Origin of the sequence: Nostoc sp. UHCC 0302 (genome assembly GCF_038096175.1) — a bacterium.
In the GTDB taxonomy this organism is placed as follows: Bacteria; Cyanobacteriota; Cyanobacteriia; order Cyanobacteriales; family Nostocaceae; genus UHCC-0302.
In genome coordinates, this window is record NZ_CP151099.1 from 6,490,062 (window position 1) to 6,509,098 (window position 19,037).

The window sequence follows — 19,037 nt, forward strand, 5'->3', positions numbered from 1 at the left end:
CTTGTCCTCCCAGTACCCAATCCCCAGTACCCAATCCCCTGCCTCCTAGCCGTAAATACTAGGCAAGTGTTAAAATTAGCATTTCAACAATTAGGAGAATCAATCTTCAACTATGATCAAACTGCGCTTAAAGCGATACGGTAAAAAGCGGGAAGCGAGTTACCGCATTATCGCCATTAATAGCCTCGCTCGCCGCGATGGTCGTCCCCTAGAAGAACTGGGATTCTACAACCCCAGAACCGATGAAGTGCGACTAGATGTTCCCGGCATCGTCAAGCGACTCCAACAAGGCGCTCAACCGACTGATACCGTCCGTCGCCTCCTAGTAAAAGCTAATGTTTTTGAACAGGTCAGTGCCACAGCCCCATCCTAACGTCGGAACTAAATCCCCAACAGCTAGCCCTAACTACGCTGGGCTAGTACACTTTCTAGTGCAGCCGTTTTTAGAATCTCCAGAGACTTTAAGCGTCGATTGTGAAATTTCTCATACCCTCAAACGGGCTTGGGTTCGTATAGCTTTTGACAGCACAGATAAAGGAAAAGTGTTTGGTCGAGGTGGACGCAATATTCAAGCGATTCGTACAGTAATTGCCGCAGCGGCGGAGTTGGCTGGACAATCAGTCTACCTCGACATCTACGGCAACACCGCTCCTGGTCGGGAGGGTGGCTCTTTTGATGAAGATCAAGAAGAGCGATCGCCATCACCAAAAACAAGAGAACGGACTGGTAACGGGCCTATGCCTATTGTTAAACCACGTATCCGCTAGACCAAAACTAGAGAAACTCTGAGCGGGTGTGGATACCTCCGCTCAGAATTTTCACTTTCAATTGCTAGCAGGAAGAACACTCTTGTACTTTTTTTAAGTATGTGATCATCAAAATTTAACATAGACTTGTGTAGTATTAACTTCGCTTTGACCTATTAAATTGTGGATAAGGCTGAAAAACTGCTAAATTTGGTAGGTAAATATAAAATTCTTCCAATTCTCTTGAGGATTGAACAGGTGGGTATTTCTCATCAGGAGAAAGTAAAAGCCTTTGTACTTACAGTCGGCTAAAATTGTATGCAACTTTAGATAATCCCTCTAAGGAGGTGAGACTAGGGAGTGGCCGAAGTTCGTTTGGGTGAAAATGAGTCGATAGATTCAGCAATCAGACGTTTTAAAAAGAAAATTCAAAAAGCCGGGATTTTATCAGAAATCAGACGCCGGGAAAGATACGAAAAACCTAGTTTACGCCGTAAGCGTAAAGCAAAAGCCCTACGCAAAGGTATTCGCTACTAAATCAGAGCAATGTCTTTGGTAAGGTTAGTTAACTGGTGTTAATTTTTTAATTAAAGGTTTGAAAACATTTTTTTGAATCAAACCTACACCAATAACTAGAAAAGATAAAGGCGCAATTAATAGCGTCTCTAGTTTTTATTGTGCGCTAAAGAAACTATATTTTATAATAGTAAAAATTAGTACAAAAATCAGGTAAAGAACTGCGCTGTTGCGCCATTAGAGGAAAATATTTACCTTTGTCAAAAAATGCTCCTAAAGAATTAAGAAATACTATGGCAGATGCCTTAACAATTCAGCTGCCGAATATTCCCAGTGCGATCGCTCTAGCGGGAGATGCAGAAGAAAATCTCAAAATTCTATCCCGGCAAACTGGAGCTAGCTTGGTACTACGCGGACAAGAACTACTCATTTCTGGCACAGAAAAGCAAATTGAGCTAGCTTCTCGATTAGTGCGATCGCTTGAAGACATCTGGATTAAAGGCAATACAATTTCCAGTGCTGATATTTTTACAGCCCGTCAAGCTTTGGATAGCGATCGGCAAGACGAACTGCATGAGTTACAGCGAGATATCCTCTCCAAAACTCGTAGAGGTGAAGAAGTCCGCGCTAAAACCTTTCGCCAGCGACAGTACATTGAGGCGATCCGAAAACGTGACCTCACCTTTGGTATTGGCCCTGCTGGAACAGGTAAGACATATCTTGCTGTTGTTGTCGCTGTGCAAGCACTTTTAGCTAACCAATTTGAAAGGATAATTTTAACTCGTCCTGCCGTCGAAGCAGGCGAAAAACTGGGTTTTTTACCTGGAGACTTGCAGCAGAAAGTTAATCCTTATCTTCGTCCACTTTATGATGCTATTAATGAATTCATTGATCCAGAAAAAGTCCCCAATTTAATAGAACGAGGTGTAATTGAAGTTGCGCCACTTGCCTATATGCGAGGACGCACCCTGAATAATGCTTTTGTAATTGTGGATGAAGCCCAAAATACTACACCTGCTCAGATGAAAATGGTTTTGACCCGTTTGGGTTTCCGTTCCCGAATGGTGATTACGGGTGACACGACACAAACTGATTTGCCACTTAATCAACAATCAGGCTTAGGAGTTGCTTTACAAGTTTTAAAAAGCGTTGAAGGCATTGCTTTTTGTGAATTTACCCAAAAAGATGTTGTGCGTCATCCCTTAGTTCAGCGTATTGTTGCTGCTTATGAACAACACGAAAAATAGGCATTGGAGATCAACAGAAAACAACTGTTAAGGTGAATTCTAGTAATAAATTTACCATAGCTGTTGGTTTCGACTTACCTAGGCTCCGCTCGGCACAAGTCGCTCAGCCAACTGAGTGGTCGAGAGTTGAGCGAAGTCGAAACTCATCAACATAAGTATTTTTTTCATCATAAATCACCTAAAGACTAAGGACAAAAATTTATGAGTGCTACTTTGAAAAAATTTTTAGAAGCTTGTGATACTTTAGGAACTCTGCGTCTAATTGTTACTAGCAGCGCCGCTGTTTTAGAAGCACGAGGTAAAGTAGAAAAGCTATTTTATGCAGAGTTACCCAAAGGGAAGTATGCCAATATGCACACTGAAGGTTTTGAGTTTCACTTGAATATGGACAAAATTATTCAAGTAAAATTTGAAACGGGTGAAGCAAAAAGAGGTAATTTTACGACCTATGCTATTCGGTTTATAGATGAGAAGCATGAGTCTGCTTTAAGCCTATTTTTGCAATGGGGTAAACCAGGAGAATATGAACCAGGACAAGTAGAAGCTTGGCAAGCTTTACGGGAAAAATATGGTGAAGTTTGGCAACCTTTACCAGCAGAGATTTAATATTAATAATTGGTAATTGGGAAAACCTAAAGTCTCTTACAATTTTACAATTTTTTAGATAAAATGATGTCACGCATCAGAAAAGCCTACTAAGCAAACCTGCACTAATCTGAAGGGCTTTTACTAGATTACCATTTGTGAGCTTGAAAAGATTTGAGATGATCGAATAATTCACGATATAAATAGTTTGTAATTCAGCAAACTAACTAAATTTAATGCTTGCAATAAAGGTGATTTGCAATTTTTGCTTAGTTCTTTTATTCGTGTTGGGGGGCAGTGATGCTAAAGCCGGAGAGTTATCTGAACGGTTAGCCAATTTTCCTCAGTGGGATAAATTAACTTCCGTACAGCCAGCTTCAGGAGATTTAGTTTATCCTGAGTGGATGGCTGGTGATTGGCAAGTTAAAAGTACTTTGGTAGATTTAGCTGCGCCTTTAGCACCAGATATTGTGACACCTGGGTTTGAAGGTAATCGCCGACAACTCAATCAGCCTATAAGTTTTTTAGTAAGGTTTGTTAAGCAGCGATCGCCTAATCTTAATCTTGGTTTAAAAGTATTTTCTGGGATAGATAAAAAATCACTAATTTTAGTAGCAGATAGAGCATACAATAGCTTGAATTTAGCAAGAGCTTATTTAGGGGATGAAGCTGTTTTATCAGTCAAAACCGATCCAGATTCGCCTAATCGCCAGATTACATTCTTGCGAGGAGAACGCCAACTAGTTTCCATTGTTACTGCACGTGCTACGGAAACTACTTCTGATGACAAATTCATTACTACAGAAGCGTTTCAACAACTATTTAAAGGTGGTTCAGTCCCCTATTTAAACTCTGTAGAATCTACTACCGCCTACCATAAACTTCTTACATCTATTCCATCAATTGAAGCAGATCAAGTTACTGCTGTCTATCTCTCACCTCAAGATCCAGATTATTTTAAAGCTGGATCTCAACCAGTTGCTCTTTACCGCTATCGGCTAGAATTTTTCTCTATAAAATAGCTAGGTACTCCAAAAGAGTGATTTAGTTATCTAACTCTTGACTATCTTGTATTATAAATGTAGTATATAAATTCCAAGCTAACGATCGCGCTCTTGGACAGTGTGCATCATGGCAAAATTTACAGATATTCTCAATTACTTTCGCAGCGACTGGAAGCTGAGTATTTTCAGTATTACCGCAGCCAGCATTTACGAAATTATTGATTTGGTTGTTCCTTATGCGATTGGACAGATTTTAAATGTTTTGTCTGATCAACCTTTGGATAAACCACTTCAAAGAGCGATCGCAATCTTCTCAGACTACACCAATTACCCAGTAAATAAGTCTTTATCTTTAAGTGTGTTACTGGGTTTAATTTTTGTTGTCACCGTAGTCAGAGCGCCTACACAGCCTTGGTTAACCAACTGGTTTCACTGGGATATAGCTATCAGGGCGCGTCGGGATAAATCTCAAACAGCCATTGCTAAAATTCTTACCCTGCCATTAGAATTTTATGATGAAAATAACCCCGGACGTATTGCTGGAAGAGTAGCTAGAGGTCTTACTAATCACAGTTGGACATATCCCGAAATCGCCGGACAGCTGATTCCTAAACTGTTGCGTGTATTAGGAATTTTTGTGTTCATCTTGTTGATTGAGTGGCGAATTGCGATTTTATATCTAATTTCCTTCGTAGTTATCCTCACTTTTAGCTTAAAAGATTTACAGCGGATAATGTGGCACGAAAGCCGCTTGGATAAATACGCAGAAAACACCGAAAGCCGTACATCTGAGCTGATCACCAATATCAAAACAGTCAAAGCATTTGCCACTGAAGCTAAAGAACTGAAGCGGCAAAACCAACGTTTAGATCGTGAACTAAACGTGCTTGATTATCGTATCCACAAAGATTATGTAAAACTTGTTACTTGGCAAAAAAGCGTAATCCAGTTTTGCGTATTTACAATTCTAGCTTTGACTTTAGCAGCAACAGTAGCTGGTAGAATTTCTCTCGGTCACTTTGTTATGACCTTAACTCTTTCCAGCATGGCATTTGCCGAACTAGAACCTATCAGCACCGTAGCAGAGGTTTTTACCCGTCGCTATTCTTCTATGCTGCGGTTTCACGAATTTCTTCAAGAGCCAACTGGACTTGATTCAGTTGATCTTTTAGAAGATAACCAAGCAGAATCGCCCTATCAATTTACTGGAAAAATTGAGTTGTCACACATTAATTTTGGATATGATGCTGACCGACAAGTTTTACAAGATATTAATTTGTTAATTGAGCCATATCAAACAGTGGCATTAGTTGGGCGTTCCGGTTCTGGTAAGTCTACGCTAGTGAAGTTGCTGTTGCGATATTTTGAACCTCAAGAAGGTCAAATTCTAATTGATGGTCAAGATATTCGCACTTTAAATGTGGGTCAGTATAGACGGAGATTAGCGATCGTTCACCAAGAAGTAGACGTTTTTAACGGTACTGTATTGGATAACCTTACCTATGGCAAGCCGAATGCCAGTTTTGAGCAGGTTCAAGAAGCCTGTAGAATTGCCAAAGTCGATGAAGTAGTCCAGCACCTACCCCAAGGTTATTACACCGTTGTCGGGGAACGTGGTGTTAGGTTGTCTGGAGGACAAAGACAGCGATTGGGAATTGCTAGGGCGCTGCTAGTGGAACCAGATGTACTGATTTTTGACGAAGCCACCTCTAGCCTAGATTACGAGTCTGAACGTTCTATCCAGCTGGCAATGAAATCAATTCAGGGAACTCGCACCACCATCGTCATTGCTCACCGTCTAAGTACAGTGAGGGAAGCAGATAAAATTGTGGTTCTCGATCAAGGAAGGATTGTGGAAGTTGGTAGCCATGACGAACTTTTGCGTCGCGAGGGCATTTACCGCCGCTTGCACTCTTTGCAAGAAACAGGAGAACTCCTGAGTTAGTAAGATGGCGGTGGGGCTTCACCGCCATTTTTAGAAACTACTTGCGATTACCAAAATCTGGTGCTAAGATTGTAAATCGTAGGACAAGCGGGTCGGTGTCCGAGTGGTTAATGGAGACGGACTGTAAATCCGTTGGTTTACGCCTACGCTGGTTCAAATCCAGCCCGGCCCACCTTAATTTTAGATTTTGGATTTTATCTAAATTCAAAATCTAGAATTCAAAAACAATTCGCCCGTGTGGCTCAGTGGTAGAGCACACCCTTGGTAAGGGTGAGGTCACGAGTTCAATCCTCGTCACGGGCTTTTTTATATAACTAAATAAAAAGAATAAACGTTGATAACTAAGTAGCTTGAGGGTTGCTTTAAAATCTAGGGTTCTACGGAACGTTGCCGCTTTCTATAATGCATCGAAATCTAGAAATTATGCTATTAATAATAAGTTTCTAGGATTTTGTGCGTGTACTGCGAAATACTTAATAAAACTGTTCTCTTCTAGATACTAAACAATAAATTCATCAATAACTTAGTACAAAAGTATTATTAAAGTTCTGATCGCCTTCTTAGCAGAAATATCACCTAAGTCACATCTCACGCTACAACGCTTAAGATTGCTATTTAATTAAAACGAGCGCGGCAGGGTTCGAACCTGCGACCGATTGCTTAGAAGGCAATTGCTCTATCCACTGAGCTACGCGCCCAAGTTAAAACTTAGGCTCCAAAAGGAGTCACCTGCATAATTATATCGCTCACCCTTACCAAGAAGCAATCAAAAATTGCAGATTTGCCACTAGCAAGGCTAAGATCCTAGTCGCTAGTTAGTAAATGTACACTAAAAACGAGGCAGATGGGGTACTGGTTGGATATATTGTTTTGTCAAGGGGCTATTGACCCGTTAACGCTAACGCCCTCTGGGCGACTTGCTCTCAGCAAACAACTGGCAATCGCCATGCTTCTACAACAAAATGCTAAGTGATTCTACTCTTGGCGATGCTGCCAAATGCGATTATTTATCCAATATTAAGAATGCCCCTGTGAGGAGTTAGTTGCTAGTGCCATGTTTATTCTCAAACGGCAGGATGTTGAAATATCAAGCATTCAGCACCCAAAACGGGATCAGCAAGTGCCGATCCTCCATTATCAAGGGCAAACCTTTCGCTTGATTAGCGTCTTCAAAGCTAGTCAAGAGGAAGAAGCTAGAAGCTTGTGGAGAGAATTAACTGATAACCGGGGTAAAGCCTGTGTCTTGCTCGAAGAACCAGAGCGCTTTAGCGTTTGGGGTAAAATCCGTTTAGAGCAGATAGATAATGATACAGGTGGTCATGGTAGGACGGAGATTTTGATCCAAGCTAGTATTCTGCTACTACAAGCCGTATATATCGATATCGAAGAGCTTTTGGGTACTCGGCAAGCAGCATTATTTGAGAAAGATATTGCGGAAGTATTACGCCAAAAGCAACTTCCTCAAGCATCTTCCTCAGACACAGTTAAATACTTAGTGTCTACAAATCCTTTAGAAACAGCGAAACTGCCAGCTTGGCAAGAAAATCATATAGTTAGCCTCTTGCAAGAACTGCATCGACTAGGAAAGGCATATTTTGGCAACGCTAATTTTGCCCATCAAGCGATTTATCGGCTAGAAGATATGCCAGAGGCTGAGCGATCGCTGTTTATTAGTTGGCTAAATCAATCGGCACTGAGTAAACTGTGGCAGTAGCATGGAATTTTCTTTAAAAGTCATGCTATTGGTACTTGTTTTTGGAGTCTGATTATGCATTTATTGGTAGACAGACTACCAGTGACAGAGCGCCGTAAGCAAAAGTACTTCCAGAGTGCATTTACTATAGTCAAGTCCTATGAATAACTCTTACGAAAATTCATTGCGTTCTAAATCCATTTTCACAATTCAGAACATTGTTCTAGCTAACATTGGCTGGGCTGTACTGGCACTGTTATACTTTTTGTTATTTAGCGCCAAAATTCCCGCAGCAGATGGAACAGAAAGCCGTGCCGAGTGGTACATGATTGGGACAAATATTTTTGAAGCCTTAGCTTATCTAAGTGCCAGTGTTTTATGCTTGAGGAACTGGCTTAGTCCGCAAATAGTCAGTGGTAGGAATGTATGGCTCTCAATTGGCTTAGGTATGCTTTCTTATTTCGTGGGAGGGATATTTTTCGGTTATACCGAAATAGTTTTAAAACAAGAACCGGACGTCTCTCTAGGCGATATATTTTTTGTACTGACTTATCTGTTACTTGGCACAGGCATGATTTTAGCTGTGGCTTCTAGGCGAATCAATCTAGAAAGATGGCAGTGGCTAATTGTTTTAGCAATTGCAGTTTTTGGTAGTTTGTTAGCATGGTGGATTTCTATGCAACACGCTGCACCCGAAGAACTGCTAGGCAACATCTTGAATTGGTTTTATGTAGTTAGTGATGTGGTTCTGTTAATTATTGCCACGACTCTACTTTTAGCCTTTTGGGGAGGAAGAGTTTCCCAGTCTTGGCGAATGATTGCAGCGGCAGCATTCTCGCTCTACATTGCAGATATGTGGTTTAAATACGCCCAGAGTCCCACTTATCAAAGTGGGGAAGTACTAGAAGTCTTTTGGGTGTTTAGCGGAGTGTTATTTGGTATGGGTGCTGCCCTAGAATATGACGCATCATTGAGGCGAAATCGGCGTACAAGCGGACGAAAACGAGCTTAGTAAAGAGTTTTGGTATCTACCGTGAGAAAATTAACAGATTCAGACAAGCAAGAAATTCTAAAGTTATATCGAGAGACTGCCGAAACAACCTCAACTTTGGCAGACCATTATGGTGTGAGTAACTCGACAATTAGCCGCCTGCTCAAAAGTACCTTACCAGAAGACGAGTATGAATACCTCGTTTCTTTAAAGCGTGCAGCTAGAACTCCTGAAGGGAGGGCGCAGGTAAACTACGAGCAATTGCCCTTGTTGACTCAACCACAGCCGGAGATAGAACTTCCGAGTAGCCAAAGCCGCCCCTTGGTGGAGTTACCGAAAGTTGAGCTACAGCCGCCTGTAGTAGAGGAGAAACAGGAAGAACAGGAAGAAGCTCAATTAGAGCATACTGCTCTAGAGTTAGAGTCGATTAATGCTATTAGACGAGTGAAGCGGCGTTCCTCAGCAACGGAAAAACCGAAGCTAAGAATAGCAGACAAATTAGAAACTCCAGAACAAAAGCCGCCGGAAATAGTAAATATTCCCAGCCCTGTGCTAGAGGATGAACATCCAGAAGCAACCGTTATAGCCGAAATGCTGGGCGAAGAATTGCTAGAAGACTCAGAAGATTTGGACGATTTAGATGAGGACGATTTAGATGAGGATGACTTCGAGGAAGATGACTTCGAGGAAGATGATTTTGAGGAAGCAAGACCTCTAGTTACAAGACGTAAGCCAGGTGAAGCGGCAGTTCAAGTTTTACCACTGTCGGCAGCCCATTTGCCCAAAACTTGCTACTTGGTGATTGACCGTTCTTCTGAACTAATTACTCGTCCTCTTAAAGACTTTGGTGACTTGGGGCAAATTCCTAGCCTTGAAACCCAGCAAAGAACTCTGCCAGTGTTCGACAATCATCGAGTCGCCAAGCGCTTTTCTACCAAGCGCGATCGCGTGATTAAAGTTCCTGATAGTAAAATGCTGCATAAGGCTCGTACCCATCTACAAGCCAAGGGCATTACTCGGTTGTTGATTGATGGTCAGGTTTATTCTTTGTCTACGGTTTAGGAGTTAAAAGTAGAGACGCGATTATACTCTTACGAAAAGCCGCACTCCCTGCGTCTACGCGTCTCTACAGGAGTTAGGAGTTTGACATTTCATGACTCCTCACTCTCAACTTCTAACTGTAAACCGCCCTATCAAAACGTTCTGCCAAGTTGATAATGTCCTGTTTGCGGGCAATTTGATTCATCCATTCTTGGGGAATATTTTCCACGCCGTAGTAAATTCCTGCTAAACCGCCAGTGACAGCAGCAGTAGTATCTGTGTCTCCCCCTAAATTGACAGCTTTGAGTACCGCCTCAGAGTAGGATGAGCTATTTAATAAACACCACAAGGATGACTCTAAAGTATCAATCACGTAGCCGCCAGAACTAATCTCTTCTACTGGCAACTTGGCAATCTCACCACTGAAAACTCTGCCAAAATGCGGCTTTTCTAAGAGATATTCGCGGACAGAATAAATTGTTTGGATGTCTTGCAACCCTTGTAAATAAGCTGTTTGAAGGTCAGCCCCTTCTAAGAGTGCCACTGCGATACTAATATAAATGCCACAGGCCATTTGCGATCGCGCATGGGCATGGGTAATCGCAGAAACATCATGCACTCGCGCTATCAATTCGCCTAAAGTCAAACTTCTATGACAATAGGCCATTGGCAAGATTCTCATTAACGAGCCATTGCCATTACTATTTTCAACCTTACCGCCTGCCTGATGAGGTAAAACTCCTTGTTTCAGGCGCATAATTGCTGTGTGAGTGGTTTGTCCAATATCAAAGACATCGCCACGGGGAGTCCAGTAAGCATCTTTGTACCAGCGCCAGAAGCAACTGGCTATAGCATCCAACGAATAACCTCTACAAAGACTTTCCGCTAAGCAAAAGGTTAATGAACTGTCATCTGACCAAGTTCCTGCTGGTTGATTCCATGTACCATAACCCAACATCTTGGTCACCGGAGCTTTCACTCTCTCAGCACGAGTAGTAAACTCCACAGGCACACCTAATGCATCACCGACACATAAACCCATCAAACCAGACAACGTTTTTGCAGCGGTTAGCATTATTGAATCTCCACTATGAATCACTAAAAATTACTAAGAATTCAGAAGTCAGAATTTATAATGCTTCGGTGTCATTAGCATATGTATTAGTAAAACTACTTCCCGATTTTTTAGCTATTCTGACTGCTAGGTCTTACAAAACTTAAATTAATAGATCCCACTATAATTTATTGCAATAGATGCTACAGCCTACTTTTTCACCCTATGTGAAAAGCTTGCGGAAGGACTTTAAGTTAGTATTTTGTCTCCCATCAGCTAACTACAGCAGATTTCAAGTTTATGAAGTACACAAACCAATGCCAAACTAGGACTCACTGCTTACTAAAATAGCGATGCTTCTGCTGTTAAAATTAGTAGTCGTATAAGTTATGATTTGAAATCAAAGATTACCGAGTCCTTAATTACTGTATAATTTACAAGGTACTCAGGATTAATATATGTAAAAAGCTGGTATTGTTAAGTGTTGCATCACTGACAAAGCCAGCTTTTCGCCGTGTTAAAATTAGGATATTCCTCATAATTCCGGGCGGATTACCGGGGATCAACAAGCCGAAAGGGTGCTGATATCTTGATTTCAAGTTTGCGGCTTCGGCGTTCACTGATGCTTTATTGAGAATACTATACAGTTCTAATGGTTAAATCTGCTCCTCCCCCAATTGCCAGCCGTAAGCCTTCCAAAGTAGAAGGAATCAAGGAAAATAGTAATTTTTTGCGTGAACCCGTAGCAACTGAGATCCTTCAAGACACCACTCACTTTAGTGAAGATTCAGTGCAGCTTTTGAAGTTTCACGGGTCTTACCAGCAGGATAACCGCGATAATCGCGTCAAGGGACAGGAAAAAGATTACCAGTTTATGCTGCGGACAAAAAACCCTGGTGGTTTTGTGCCGCCGCAGCTATATCTGTCTTTAGATAAGCTGGCTGATGAGTATGGCAATCACACATTACGAGTAACTACGCGTCAAGGGTTCCAGCTGCATGGGATCTTAAAGAAGAATCTCAAGACAGCGATTGCCACTATCGTCAAAAATCTGGGTTCAACTTTGGGTGCTTGCGGCGACATCAATCGTAATGTGATGGCTCCACCAGTCCCTTTTAAAAATCGCCCAGAGTATGGATATGCTTGGGAGTATGCCCACAACATTGCTGATTTACTTTCACCCCAAACGGGCGCTTATTACGAAATTTGGTTGGATGGGGAAAAGGTAATTAGCGCTGGAGAAAACCCAGAGGTGAAGGCAGCGCGGCAGCGAAATGGGAATGGCACAATCATTCATGATAACGAAGAACCGATTTATGGCACGCATTATATGCCCCGTAAGTTCAAGGTTTGCGTGACAGTGCCAGGCGATAATTCAATTGATTTGTATTCCCAAGACCTGACTTTAGTAGTAATTACTGATAAGAAGGGAAAACTAGAAGGATTTAATATTTTTGCTGGTGGTGGTTTAGGCAGGACACACGGTAAAGAAGAAACTTTTGCAAGGCTTGCAGATCCAATTTGCTATGTAGCAAAAGATGATGTTTACGACTTAGTAAAAGCGATTGTTGCTACCCAAAGAGATTATGGCGATCGCACTGACCGTCGTCATGCCAGATTAAAATATCTGATTAACGATTGGGGTGTGGATAAATTCCGCGCCAAGGTAGAAGAATACTTTGGAAAAACAGTCGCACCCTTCCAACCACTACCAGAGTTTAAATATCAGGATTTTCTCGGTTGGCATGAACAAGGTGACGGCAAGTTATTTTTAGGAATTTCCATTGACAATGGTCGGATTAAAGATGAAGGTTCCCTGCAACTGAAAACTGCTTTGCGGGAAATTGTTGAGCAATTTAACTTGCCCATCCGTCTGACACCCCACCAAAATTTAATTTTTGCCGACGTCGAACCAGATAATAAGCAAGCCATTCAAGAGATTCTCGACCGATATGGTGTCGTCTCTGACCCCAGCCAAATCGAGCCTTTAGTACGTTTTGCGATGGCTTGCCCCGCTTTGCCTACTTGCGGTTTGGCAATTACTGAATCAGAAAGGGCAATACCCGGTATTTTAGAGCGAATCCGCGCTCTGCTAAATAAACTTGGTTTACAAAAGGAACATTTTGTAGTAAGGATGACAGGCTGCCCTAACGGCTGCGCTCGTCCCTACATGGCAGAATTAGGGTTAGTGGGTAGCGCTCCAGAAAGTTACCAATTATGGTTAGGGGGTTCGCCAGATCAGACACGACTGGCGCAACCTTACATAGATAAGCTGCACCATAATGATTTGGAAAGCTTCTTGGAGCCGATTTTTGTCTTCTTTAAGAAGTCACGTAAATCAAAGGAACGCTTCGGCGATTTTTGCGATCGCATTACTTTTGATGCCATTCGTGAATTTGCTGCCACTTACGAACCTCAAACCGCTAATGGCGGGGGCAAATCACGCCACCGGGTAAATCTCAAGGATGAGGTTTACATGAAGTTAAAGGAGGCATCTGTACGTGAAGGCAAGCCAATGACTGAGTTGGTAAATGATGCATTAGAGGTTTATTTCCAGAATCTATCTGAAGTAGCAACCTCTCCTGATGTACCCTAGCCTTTGAAAATCTGCCCAGTCTCCTTGGAAAGTAAGGAAACTGGGCAGATTTTCTTTTTAGTGCTTTTTGAGCTTATTTTATAAATAGGCTCGTAGTTGCGCTTGAGCGCCATATATACTCTTGCGCTCAAGCGCAACTACAAACATACATTTTATAAGTAATTAATGGAACTTGATATTAGTCGCAAATACATAAACTAATACCAATTCGTAATTAGTGAATCTGGGTTTCTAGGCTTGCATCTGTAGTCTCATTTTAGAGTATTGGTATTAAGAATTATGCAGGGTGGGGTATGGATTAAGAAAACGATTGGCAAATTTCAGAACATCCCCCATATCTGTATTACTATCGCTATCTAAAAAAGTACTCAAAAGAGAGTTTGAACCTAGAGTCCCAGATTTAGTAGAACCCATATTTAGCAGACTTAACACTGCTGAAGTGAGCGTTGGCAAAGCAGCTTGAATCACATTAGGACTTAGCCCAGTTTGTTGAGAAACTGCTTCAACGATTTGCTGCTGTAACTGAGGTGATAGTAAAGATTGCAGTGCAAATGTATCCAGTTTAGGATCAACAACTTGATCAATCAAATTCTGTAACTGATTACCATCCAAAGTTGACTGTTGTTGCTTGAGCGCGGGACGAAGCATATTCCCCACAATTGACATTACATTTTGCATTTGAGATGGTTGAATTCCGCGACTAACCATCACTTGCTGAACCGAGTTTGTGATTGACTCTAGCTGAGCAACACTTCCCTGTTGATTGGGATTATTAATTGTACTTAGAACATCAAAAAAAAGTCCCATGACAAATGTCCTCCAGATAAGGGTATAGAGGGAACAGCTAGGTTAAGGATTTAGGATGTGCTATTTGATGGTGCATGAACGTGGAAGGAACGAATAAATTGTCATCTGCGTAGAAACGCGATTGCTCACCCGAATTGCAATATGCTTGTCTTGGTCACGCTCATCGCATATGTAACTTTTACAGGAGCAGAATGAGCAAGTTTTAGCCAACGACCATCGTTGGTGAGATAGCCCAATTCTGCAACATAGTCGCGATCGCTTTGGACAATGGTAATGTGTAAATCGGGCGTTGACTGATCACACTCAAACTGTCGAAAAATGCGAGCAGGTTGTCCTTGCAGATCAATACCTGTAGTGTCGTAAACACGAAGCGCCAACTTCCGTCCACCCTGGTGTTGTAGCTGTGCCTTGTGTGCTTCGGGAACTTCCCAGTAGACATAAGCATTTTTAGAGTTGCGAGGCACGAGGATCACACGACTTTCACCTTCGATGCTTGCAGGATGATTGCTTTCTAAAGACCCAGCTGTGGCTGTAACAGGAGTAACACCAACAAGTTGACAGGCGGGAACCCGTACAGGAGCCGAACGAGCAATTTTCAGCCAGCGATCGCTATTAGTAAAGTAACCAAGCTCAGCAGCGTAATCACGATTGTCTACTGCGATGGGAATATGAATATCTTGCGCCTGTTCATGGCAGTCAAACTCCTTCATGCTGTGCGGCGGTTGACGAGCCATGTCTATATCAGTGACATCGTAAACACGTACTTTTAAATAACGTCCGCCTTGCCGTCGCAGGTCTAGTTTCACTTCGTTTGGTACTTCCCAGTAAGCATAAACATCCCTGCAATTCCGGGGCGTGAGGATAATACGACCTTCTGGGGTGCGGACAGGTTCTGGTGCTGCAACTCTAGCAGAAACAGAAGTAGGTGTGCGTCGATTCAGCAACCACCACAGCAATCCACCCAGTACACCCAGTAGCGGAACTAACAACAACCAGAACGGAAATTCACGTTGCGATTCCCTTACAGCCATTGGAACAAAAGCAATTTTGGCTGGAGGAGTTGCGATTGGCTCTGGCACTGCCTTTGGCACGATTGGCTTTGCCAGTGTTGCATTTCCAGCCCTAGCTTCTTCAATGATTCTTTGATTCTCTGGAGCAGTTGCATAACCTAAAAAGGCTTTTGCCGCTGGACTGGGATTAGATTTTTGGTAAACATATCCCAAAGGCTGGGAAAATGGATAACGAGGATCGGTTGGAAAAACCTTGTGTAGGGAGACAATCTGCACATTAGGGTTATTGATTACCTGATCTGCGATCGCATATCCAATGCCATTCGTTCCTAGTTCTTTGATGACCGCTTCTGTGTTATCTGCTGGAAGTTTGACGGTGTTTGCACCTGTTTTAAATGAAGCTTTTTTAAAGACGGGATAATTTTGCAATGCTTGCCGCAGCTCACTATTTTCTGGGCGGTCAATCAAGCGAATCGGTTGTGGAGAACCACCAACTTGTGACCAGTTGTTAATTTCACCTTGAAAGATTTTGGCAACCTGTTCAGAAGTCAGGCTGTTCTTATATGGATTGTCCTTGCCAACAATTACAGCAATCTTATTACGGGCTATAGGAGTGCTAACAAGTCCTCGTGCTTTCTCCGCTTCTGTGAGCGATCGCCCAATCGCAGCCAAATCAATTTTTCCATTTGGCAATGCTTTTAAAGATGTATCTGTGCCATCATAAGCAATCTTAACGTCTGTACCAGGAAACTTTGCTTTGAACCGTTTTGCTAGTGCCTGATTAATGTTTCCCATACTAGTTGTGCTATTAATCTGCACTTTTGTTCCGCTCTTAACAGATTGTGGAACCGGAAAAGAAGTACTAACACCCAATGACTGAGCAAGTACAGGACGAATAGTCAAAGAGATGACTAAGGGAGTAAAAGCAGTAGCACTTAAGCTGAATAAAGTTGTTAATGATATCAGTGATTTATTTTGACAAAACATTTTATCAATACGCTTTTTCATAGCAAAAGACCTCCGCATACAACAAACGGAGGTAGATAAATTACTAGTAGGAACAAAATGATTAACTGACAAGCTTATACAAAAGCTTGCATTCAACTACTTTTATTCTCGCTATTCAGATTTTGATTAATTCCTTCTTAAGATAGAAATCATTAGTAATACTAATCTTAAATTTTTACTCCAATCCCTTACTTTTAGGAGAGGTAATTAGTAGGATTATATGACAACTAGCCTCAATGAAGCTAAAATCTAGATTGACAATACAATAATTAGTTAACTTACTTAAATTGTTGCCACGCAAACGGCAAATAGTATTAATAAGTAGGTAGATATAAATTAATTAAAATTCATAGTTTGCGCTTTAGTGCTAAAGCGCAAACTACAATCCACGAGTATCTTCAGCTGATTATTCCCACTTCCTGATAACTTTAATAACCAAGAATATTTATCACTGCATAAAAGTTTTTTCCGAGCATATATTGCGTGCTTTTGGCAAAATTTTCTAAACTCAACAAGACTGTCTTCAGACCATAATGCTGCTGACTTTTTTCGGGCTGAATTAGAATCACTGCCTCACTTGCCTCAGCCGGAATTGTGACAAAGTTAGGAATTGGTTGATAATCTACTCCATTTTCAGCCGTTCCCCAGATACTGTATTTCACAGTTAAAGCTTGAGTTATATCACCTATGCGATTGATGACAAACTTCCCAGTTTCCTCAATTTGAGATATGTCTAATTTTGTAGCTGTGATATTTACGATTGTGGGATAGCTGTAATAGTTATTTCGGTTTTGATCTGTAGTTATAAAACAGGCATTTTGGAATTTTGTCCCTGCTTTGTTTTTAATACAGAAAACTTCGCCAGTTATGTCACTAATATTCGGTTGAAATTTATACTTATGAAAAATGTCATTTGCGCTCTCTAAGCTATCTATGATTAAGTTATAAAAATAGATATTTTTGGTATTAGCCAAGCTGCTAAAGGATGAATTGTCTTCCCAGATTGCCACCATAATTCTCAATACAAAGAGAAATTGATTATTTAAATTGGCAGACGAATCAAGATATTTTCCAACTTTCTTTACAGGAAACTTTCTGATCTAACAATTAAAACCCTTACAACAAGCAACTTGCCCCTTCTGTCTCCTGTCCCTGCTTTCTATTTCACTCTCAGCTTAGCCTTGTGGATGGATTGAGGTTTTTGCTGTCGAGTTTGTGCAGACTATGAATAACCGCCCCTAAATTCATCACAGTTTGCACCGTAGCTGCAATAATTAAAGCGATCGCAGCACCTAGTAATCCCATATAGGGCAGCAACCAAATACAAGCAACGGGTGAAATAACAGCTACTGCCAAAAACATAGGTACTTGGATGCAAAAATACTTAGCTGCCGTCATTGCATAGCCCAAGCAGGATGATACATAGCTAATTCCAGCAGCAACCATTAACCAGACAAATAAATTTGTTTGCTCAGCATATTCGGGCTGATACAAAAAAGTCAGGATCTGCCCTCCAGCCACAAGAGCAACTAAAACAATAGTTCCGCCCAGTAAACTAGCTACGCCCACAAACTTGAGCAAAAGGGTGCGGAATGCTGTGGCATCTCCTGCTGCATAGTATTTGGCTAACCAGGGACTAACTGATTCCCCCAAAGCATTTACTAACATCCCTCCTATCACCATTAGATAGGCTATGGCTGCAAAAATCCCCAGTTGCTGTTCGCCCAAATATTGTTCAATAAAGTAGCGGGGAATATTGTTGTTAAGCGAAACTAGCATCATGACAAACCCCAATGGTAAACAAAGCCATACCAGCTTTGCTAAAATTGGACGTTTCCAATGTGGTTGTAGTTGTGATAAATGCTTGAGTACCAACACACCATTAAAGATGTCGTAGCTAATCAGCACCACAGCCCAAGCGAAGACTAATCCCGTTACGCCCCATAAAATACTACTGGATTGATGTACGCCGATGCTCAGTAATAGCAGCGATAAAAAACCTTTCATTATTAGGGATATCGCAATTTTATCTACACGTTTGTGCTGCTGCATGAGTCCATAAAATACGTCACTAATAGACTCTAATGCTTTCGCCAAACCAACCAAGAAGATAACTAAAGATGTTTCCCACGCATACCCTCCAGACAAACTAATTACAGCAATAACTAGAAGTGCTAGTGCTGTTGAAATTAGCCTCAACCCCAAGTAATCGCTGAAACAGTACTGTTTTTTTACATCTGTTGCTTGCACAGATCGTAGTTGCAGATTCGTAAATGCGACTATAGGCGCTGCGATCGCCAAACCCAAGGCAAGCTGCCCTACCATTTTTGGACTACCAAGTTTAGCTAACACCACAAGCATCCCCCACTGGCAAGCTGCATAGACTGCATTGCCAGTAAATGCCCAAGAGAAATTATGGCGCAGTGTTAATGATTTTTTCTGCTGCATATGTCAAAAAGTTCCTCTGTTGAGAACTCATTTTATATACTTTGAGAATTTCCTATTTAGCTAGGAAATATTAGACTAAAGTAATTAAAAAAGAGTAGAAAATATGGAAAGGTTTTTTCATTCCACCAAATTTTTTGATACCAATTATGTTAGATTCCTTTACTGGTATTGATAGCTAGTGGTGTTAATTATTTATTTTGTACCAATTTTTTATTGTTCAAGTCACGCCACTTTGGCAAAAGTTTTATAACAGTTTTCCATTATCTGTAATAAACTCTCACTCTTACCATTTCATGAAATCCCAGCTCAAGATACGTTGGTATAAGTGTACATCTGTAAGCTCATA

Annotated in this window: 16 protein-coding genes and 3 tRNA genes; 13 read left to right on the forward strand and 6 right to left on the reverse strand. The window is 41.4% G+C overall.

Annotation, left to right across the window (positions count from 1 at the left end):
- Positions 1-112 precede the first annotated feature (112 nt).
- From rpsP to WKK05_RS28100, 9 genes are all read left to right on the forward strand, one after another.
- On the forward strand, positions 113-373 hold the full coding sequence (gene rpsP, locus WKK05_RS28060) for a 30S ribosomal protein S16 (RefSeq protein ID WP_341526307.1): 261 nt from the start codon (positions 113-115) through the stop codon (positions 371-373).
- On the forward strand, positions 336-767 hold the full coding sequence (locus WKK05_RS28065) for a KH domain-containing protein (protein WP_341526308.1): 432 nt from the start codon (positions 336-338) through the stop codon (positions 765-767). The genes rpsP and WKK05_RS28065 overlap by 38 nt, the downstream gene beginning before the upstream one ends.
- Positions 768-1,106: 339 nt before the next feature.
- Positions 1,107-1,283 (forward strand): 30S ribosomal protein S21, encoded by a 177-nt coding sequence (gene rpsU / locus WKK05_RS28070; protein WP_341526309.1) that lies wholly within the window; start codon positions 1,107-1,109, stop codon positions 1,281-1,283.
- 272 nt (positions 1,284-1,555) lie between these two features.
- A complete protein-coding gene (locus tag WKK05_RS28075) occupies positions 1,556-2,509 on the forward strand; it encodes a PhoH family protein (protein ID WP_341526310.1) in 954 nt (317 codons plus the stop codon).
- Positions 2,510-2,710: 201 nt separating this feature from the next.
- A complete protein-coding gene (locus WKK05_RS28080; protein WP_341526311.1) occupies positions 2,711-3,115 on the forward strand; it encodes a ChuX/HutX family heme-like substrate-binding protein in 405 nt (134 codons plus the stop codon).
- A 215-nt stretch (positions 3,116-3,330) separates the two neighbouring features.
- Complete coding sequence (locus tag WKK05_RS28085) at positions 3,331-4,116, forward strand: DUF6816 family protein (RefSeq protein WP_341526312.1); 786 nt, start codon at positions 3,331-3,333, stop codon at positions 4,114-4,116.
- Positions 4,117-4,225: 109 nt separating this feature from the next.
- Positions 4,226-6,043 carry an ABC transporter ATP-binding protein gene (locus WKK05_RS28090; RefSeq protein WP_341526313.1) on the forward strand — a complete coding sequence of 606 codons (1,818 nt, stop codon included), beginning with the start codon at positions 4,226-4,228 and terminating at the stop codon, positions 6,041-6,043.
- Positions 6,044-6,132: 89 nt separating this feature from the next.
- Positions 6,133-6,215 (forward strand) — tRNA-Tyr (locus WKK05_RS28095).
- Between the two features lie 59 nt (positions 6,216-6,274).
- A tRNA-Thr gene (locus WKK05_RS28100) sits at positions 6,275-6,346 on the forward strand.
- A gap of 322 nt (positions 6,347-6,668) precedes the next feature.
- On the opposite strand, the gene WKK05_RS28105 is transcribed toward WKK05_RS28100, so the two are convergent.
- Positions 6,669-6,741 (reverse strand) — tRNA-Arg (locus WKK05_RS28105).
- 356 nt (positions 6,742-7,097) lie between these two features.
- On the opposite strand from WKK05_RS28105, the gene WKK05_RS28110 reads away from it, so the two are divergent.
- The 3 genes from WKK05_RS28110 to WKK05_RS28120 all read left to right on the forward strand — a co-directional run bounded on the left by WKK05_RS28110 (position 7,098) and on the right by WKK05_RS28120 (position 9,789).
- Positions 7,098-7,757: an Npun_F0813 family protein gene (locus WKK05_RS28110; protein WP_341526314.1), complete on the forward strand. Its 660-nt coding sequence runs from the start codon at positions 7,098-7,100 to the stop codon at positions 7,755-7,757.
- A 139-nt stretch (positions 7,758-7,896) separates the two neighbouring features.
- Positions 7,897-8,748: a hypothetical protein gene (locus WKK05_RS28115; RefSeq protein WP_341526315.1), complete on the forward strand. Its 852-nt coding sequence runs from the start codon at positions 7,897-7,899 to the stop codon at positions 8,746-8,748.
- Between the two features lie 21 nt (positions 8,749-8,769).
- A complete protein-coding gene (locus tag WKK05_RS28120) occupies positions 8,770-9,789 on the forward strand; it encodes a transposase (protein ID WP_341526316.1) in 1,020 nt (339 codons plus the stop codon).
- A 112-nt stretch (positions 9,790-9,901) separates the two neighbouring features.
- Here the strand turns inward: WKK05_RS28120 and WKK05_RS28125 are convergent, their stop codons facing one another.
- A complete protein-coding gene (locus tag WKK05_RS28125; RefSeq protein ID WP_341526317.1) occupies positions 9,902-10,843 on the reverse strand; it encodes an ADP-ribosylglycohydrolase family protein in 942 nt (313 codons plus the stop codon).
- A gap of 631 nt (positions 10,844-11,474) precedes the next feature.
- On the opposite strand from WKK05_RS28125, the gene sir reads away from it, so the two are divergent.
- Positions 11,475-13,418, forward strand: coding sequence for a sulfite reductase, ferredoxin dependent (gene sir / locus WKK05_RS28130; RefSeq protein ID WP_341526318.1), 1,944 nt, complete (start codon positions 11,475-11,477; stop codon positions 13,416-13,418).
- Between the two features lie 270 nt (positions 13,419-13,688).
- On the opposite strand, the gene WKK05_RS28135 is transcribed toward sir, so the two are convergent.
- From WKK05_RS28135 to WKK05_RS28150, 4 genes are all read right to left on the reverse strand, one after another.
- On the reverse strand, positions 13,689-14,225 hold the full coding sequence (locus WKK05_RS28135) for a DUF937 domain-containing protein (protein ID WP_341526319.1): 537 nt from the start codon (positions 14,223-14,225) through the stop codon (positions 13,689-13,691).
- 125 nt (positions 14,226-14,350) lie between these two features.
- Positions 14,351-16,243, reverse strand: a complete 1,893-nt coding sequence (locus WKK05_RS28140; protein WP_341526320.1) for a DUF4912 domain-containing protein — start codon at positions 16,241-16,243, stop codon at positions 14,351-14,353.
- A gap of 428 nt (positions 16,244-16,671) precedes the next feature.
- Entirely contained in the window at positions 16,672-17,256 is a 585-nt protein-coding gene (locus WKK05_RS28145) for a hypothetical protein (RefSeq protein WP_341526321.1), read from the reverse strand.
- A 157-nt stretch (positions 17,257-17,413) separates the two neighbouring features.
- Positions 17,414-18,691, reverse strand: coding sequence for a lipopolysaccharide biosynthesis protein (locus WKK05_RS28150; protein WP_341526322.1), 1,278 nt, complete (start codon positions 18,689-18,691; stop codon positions 17,414-17,416).
- Between the last annotated feature and the right edge of the window lie 346 nt (positions 18,692-19,037).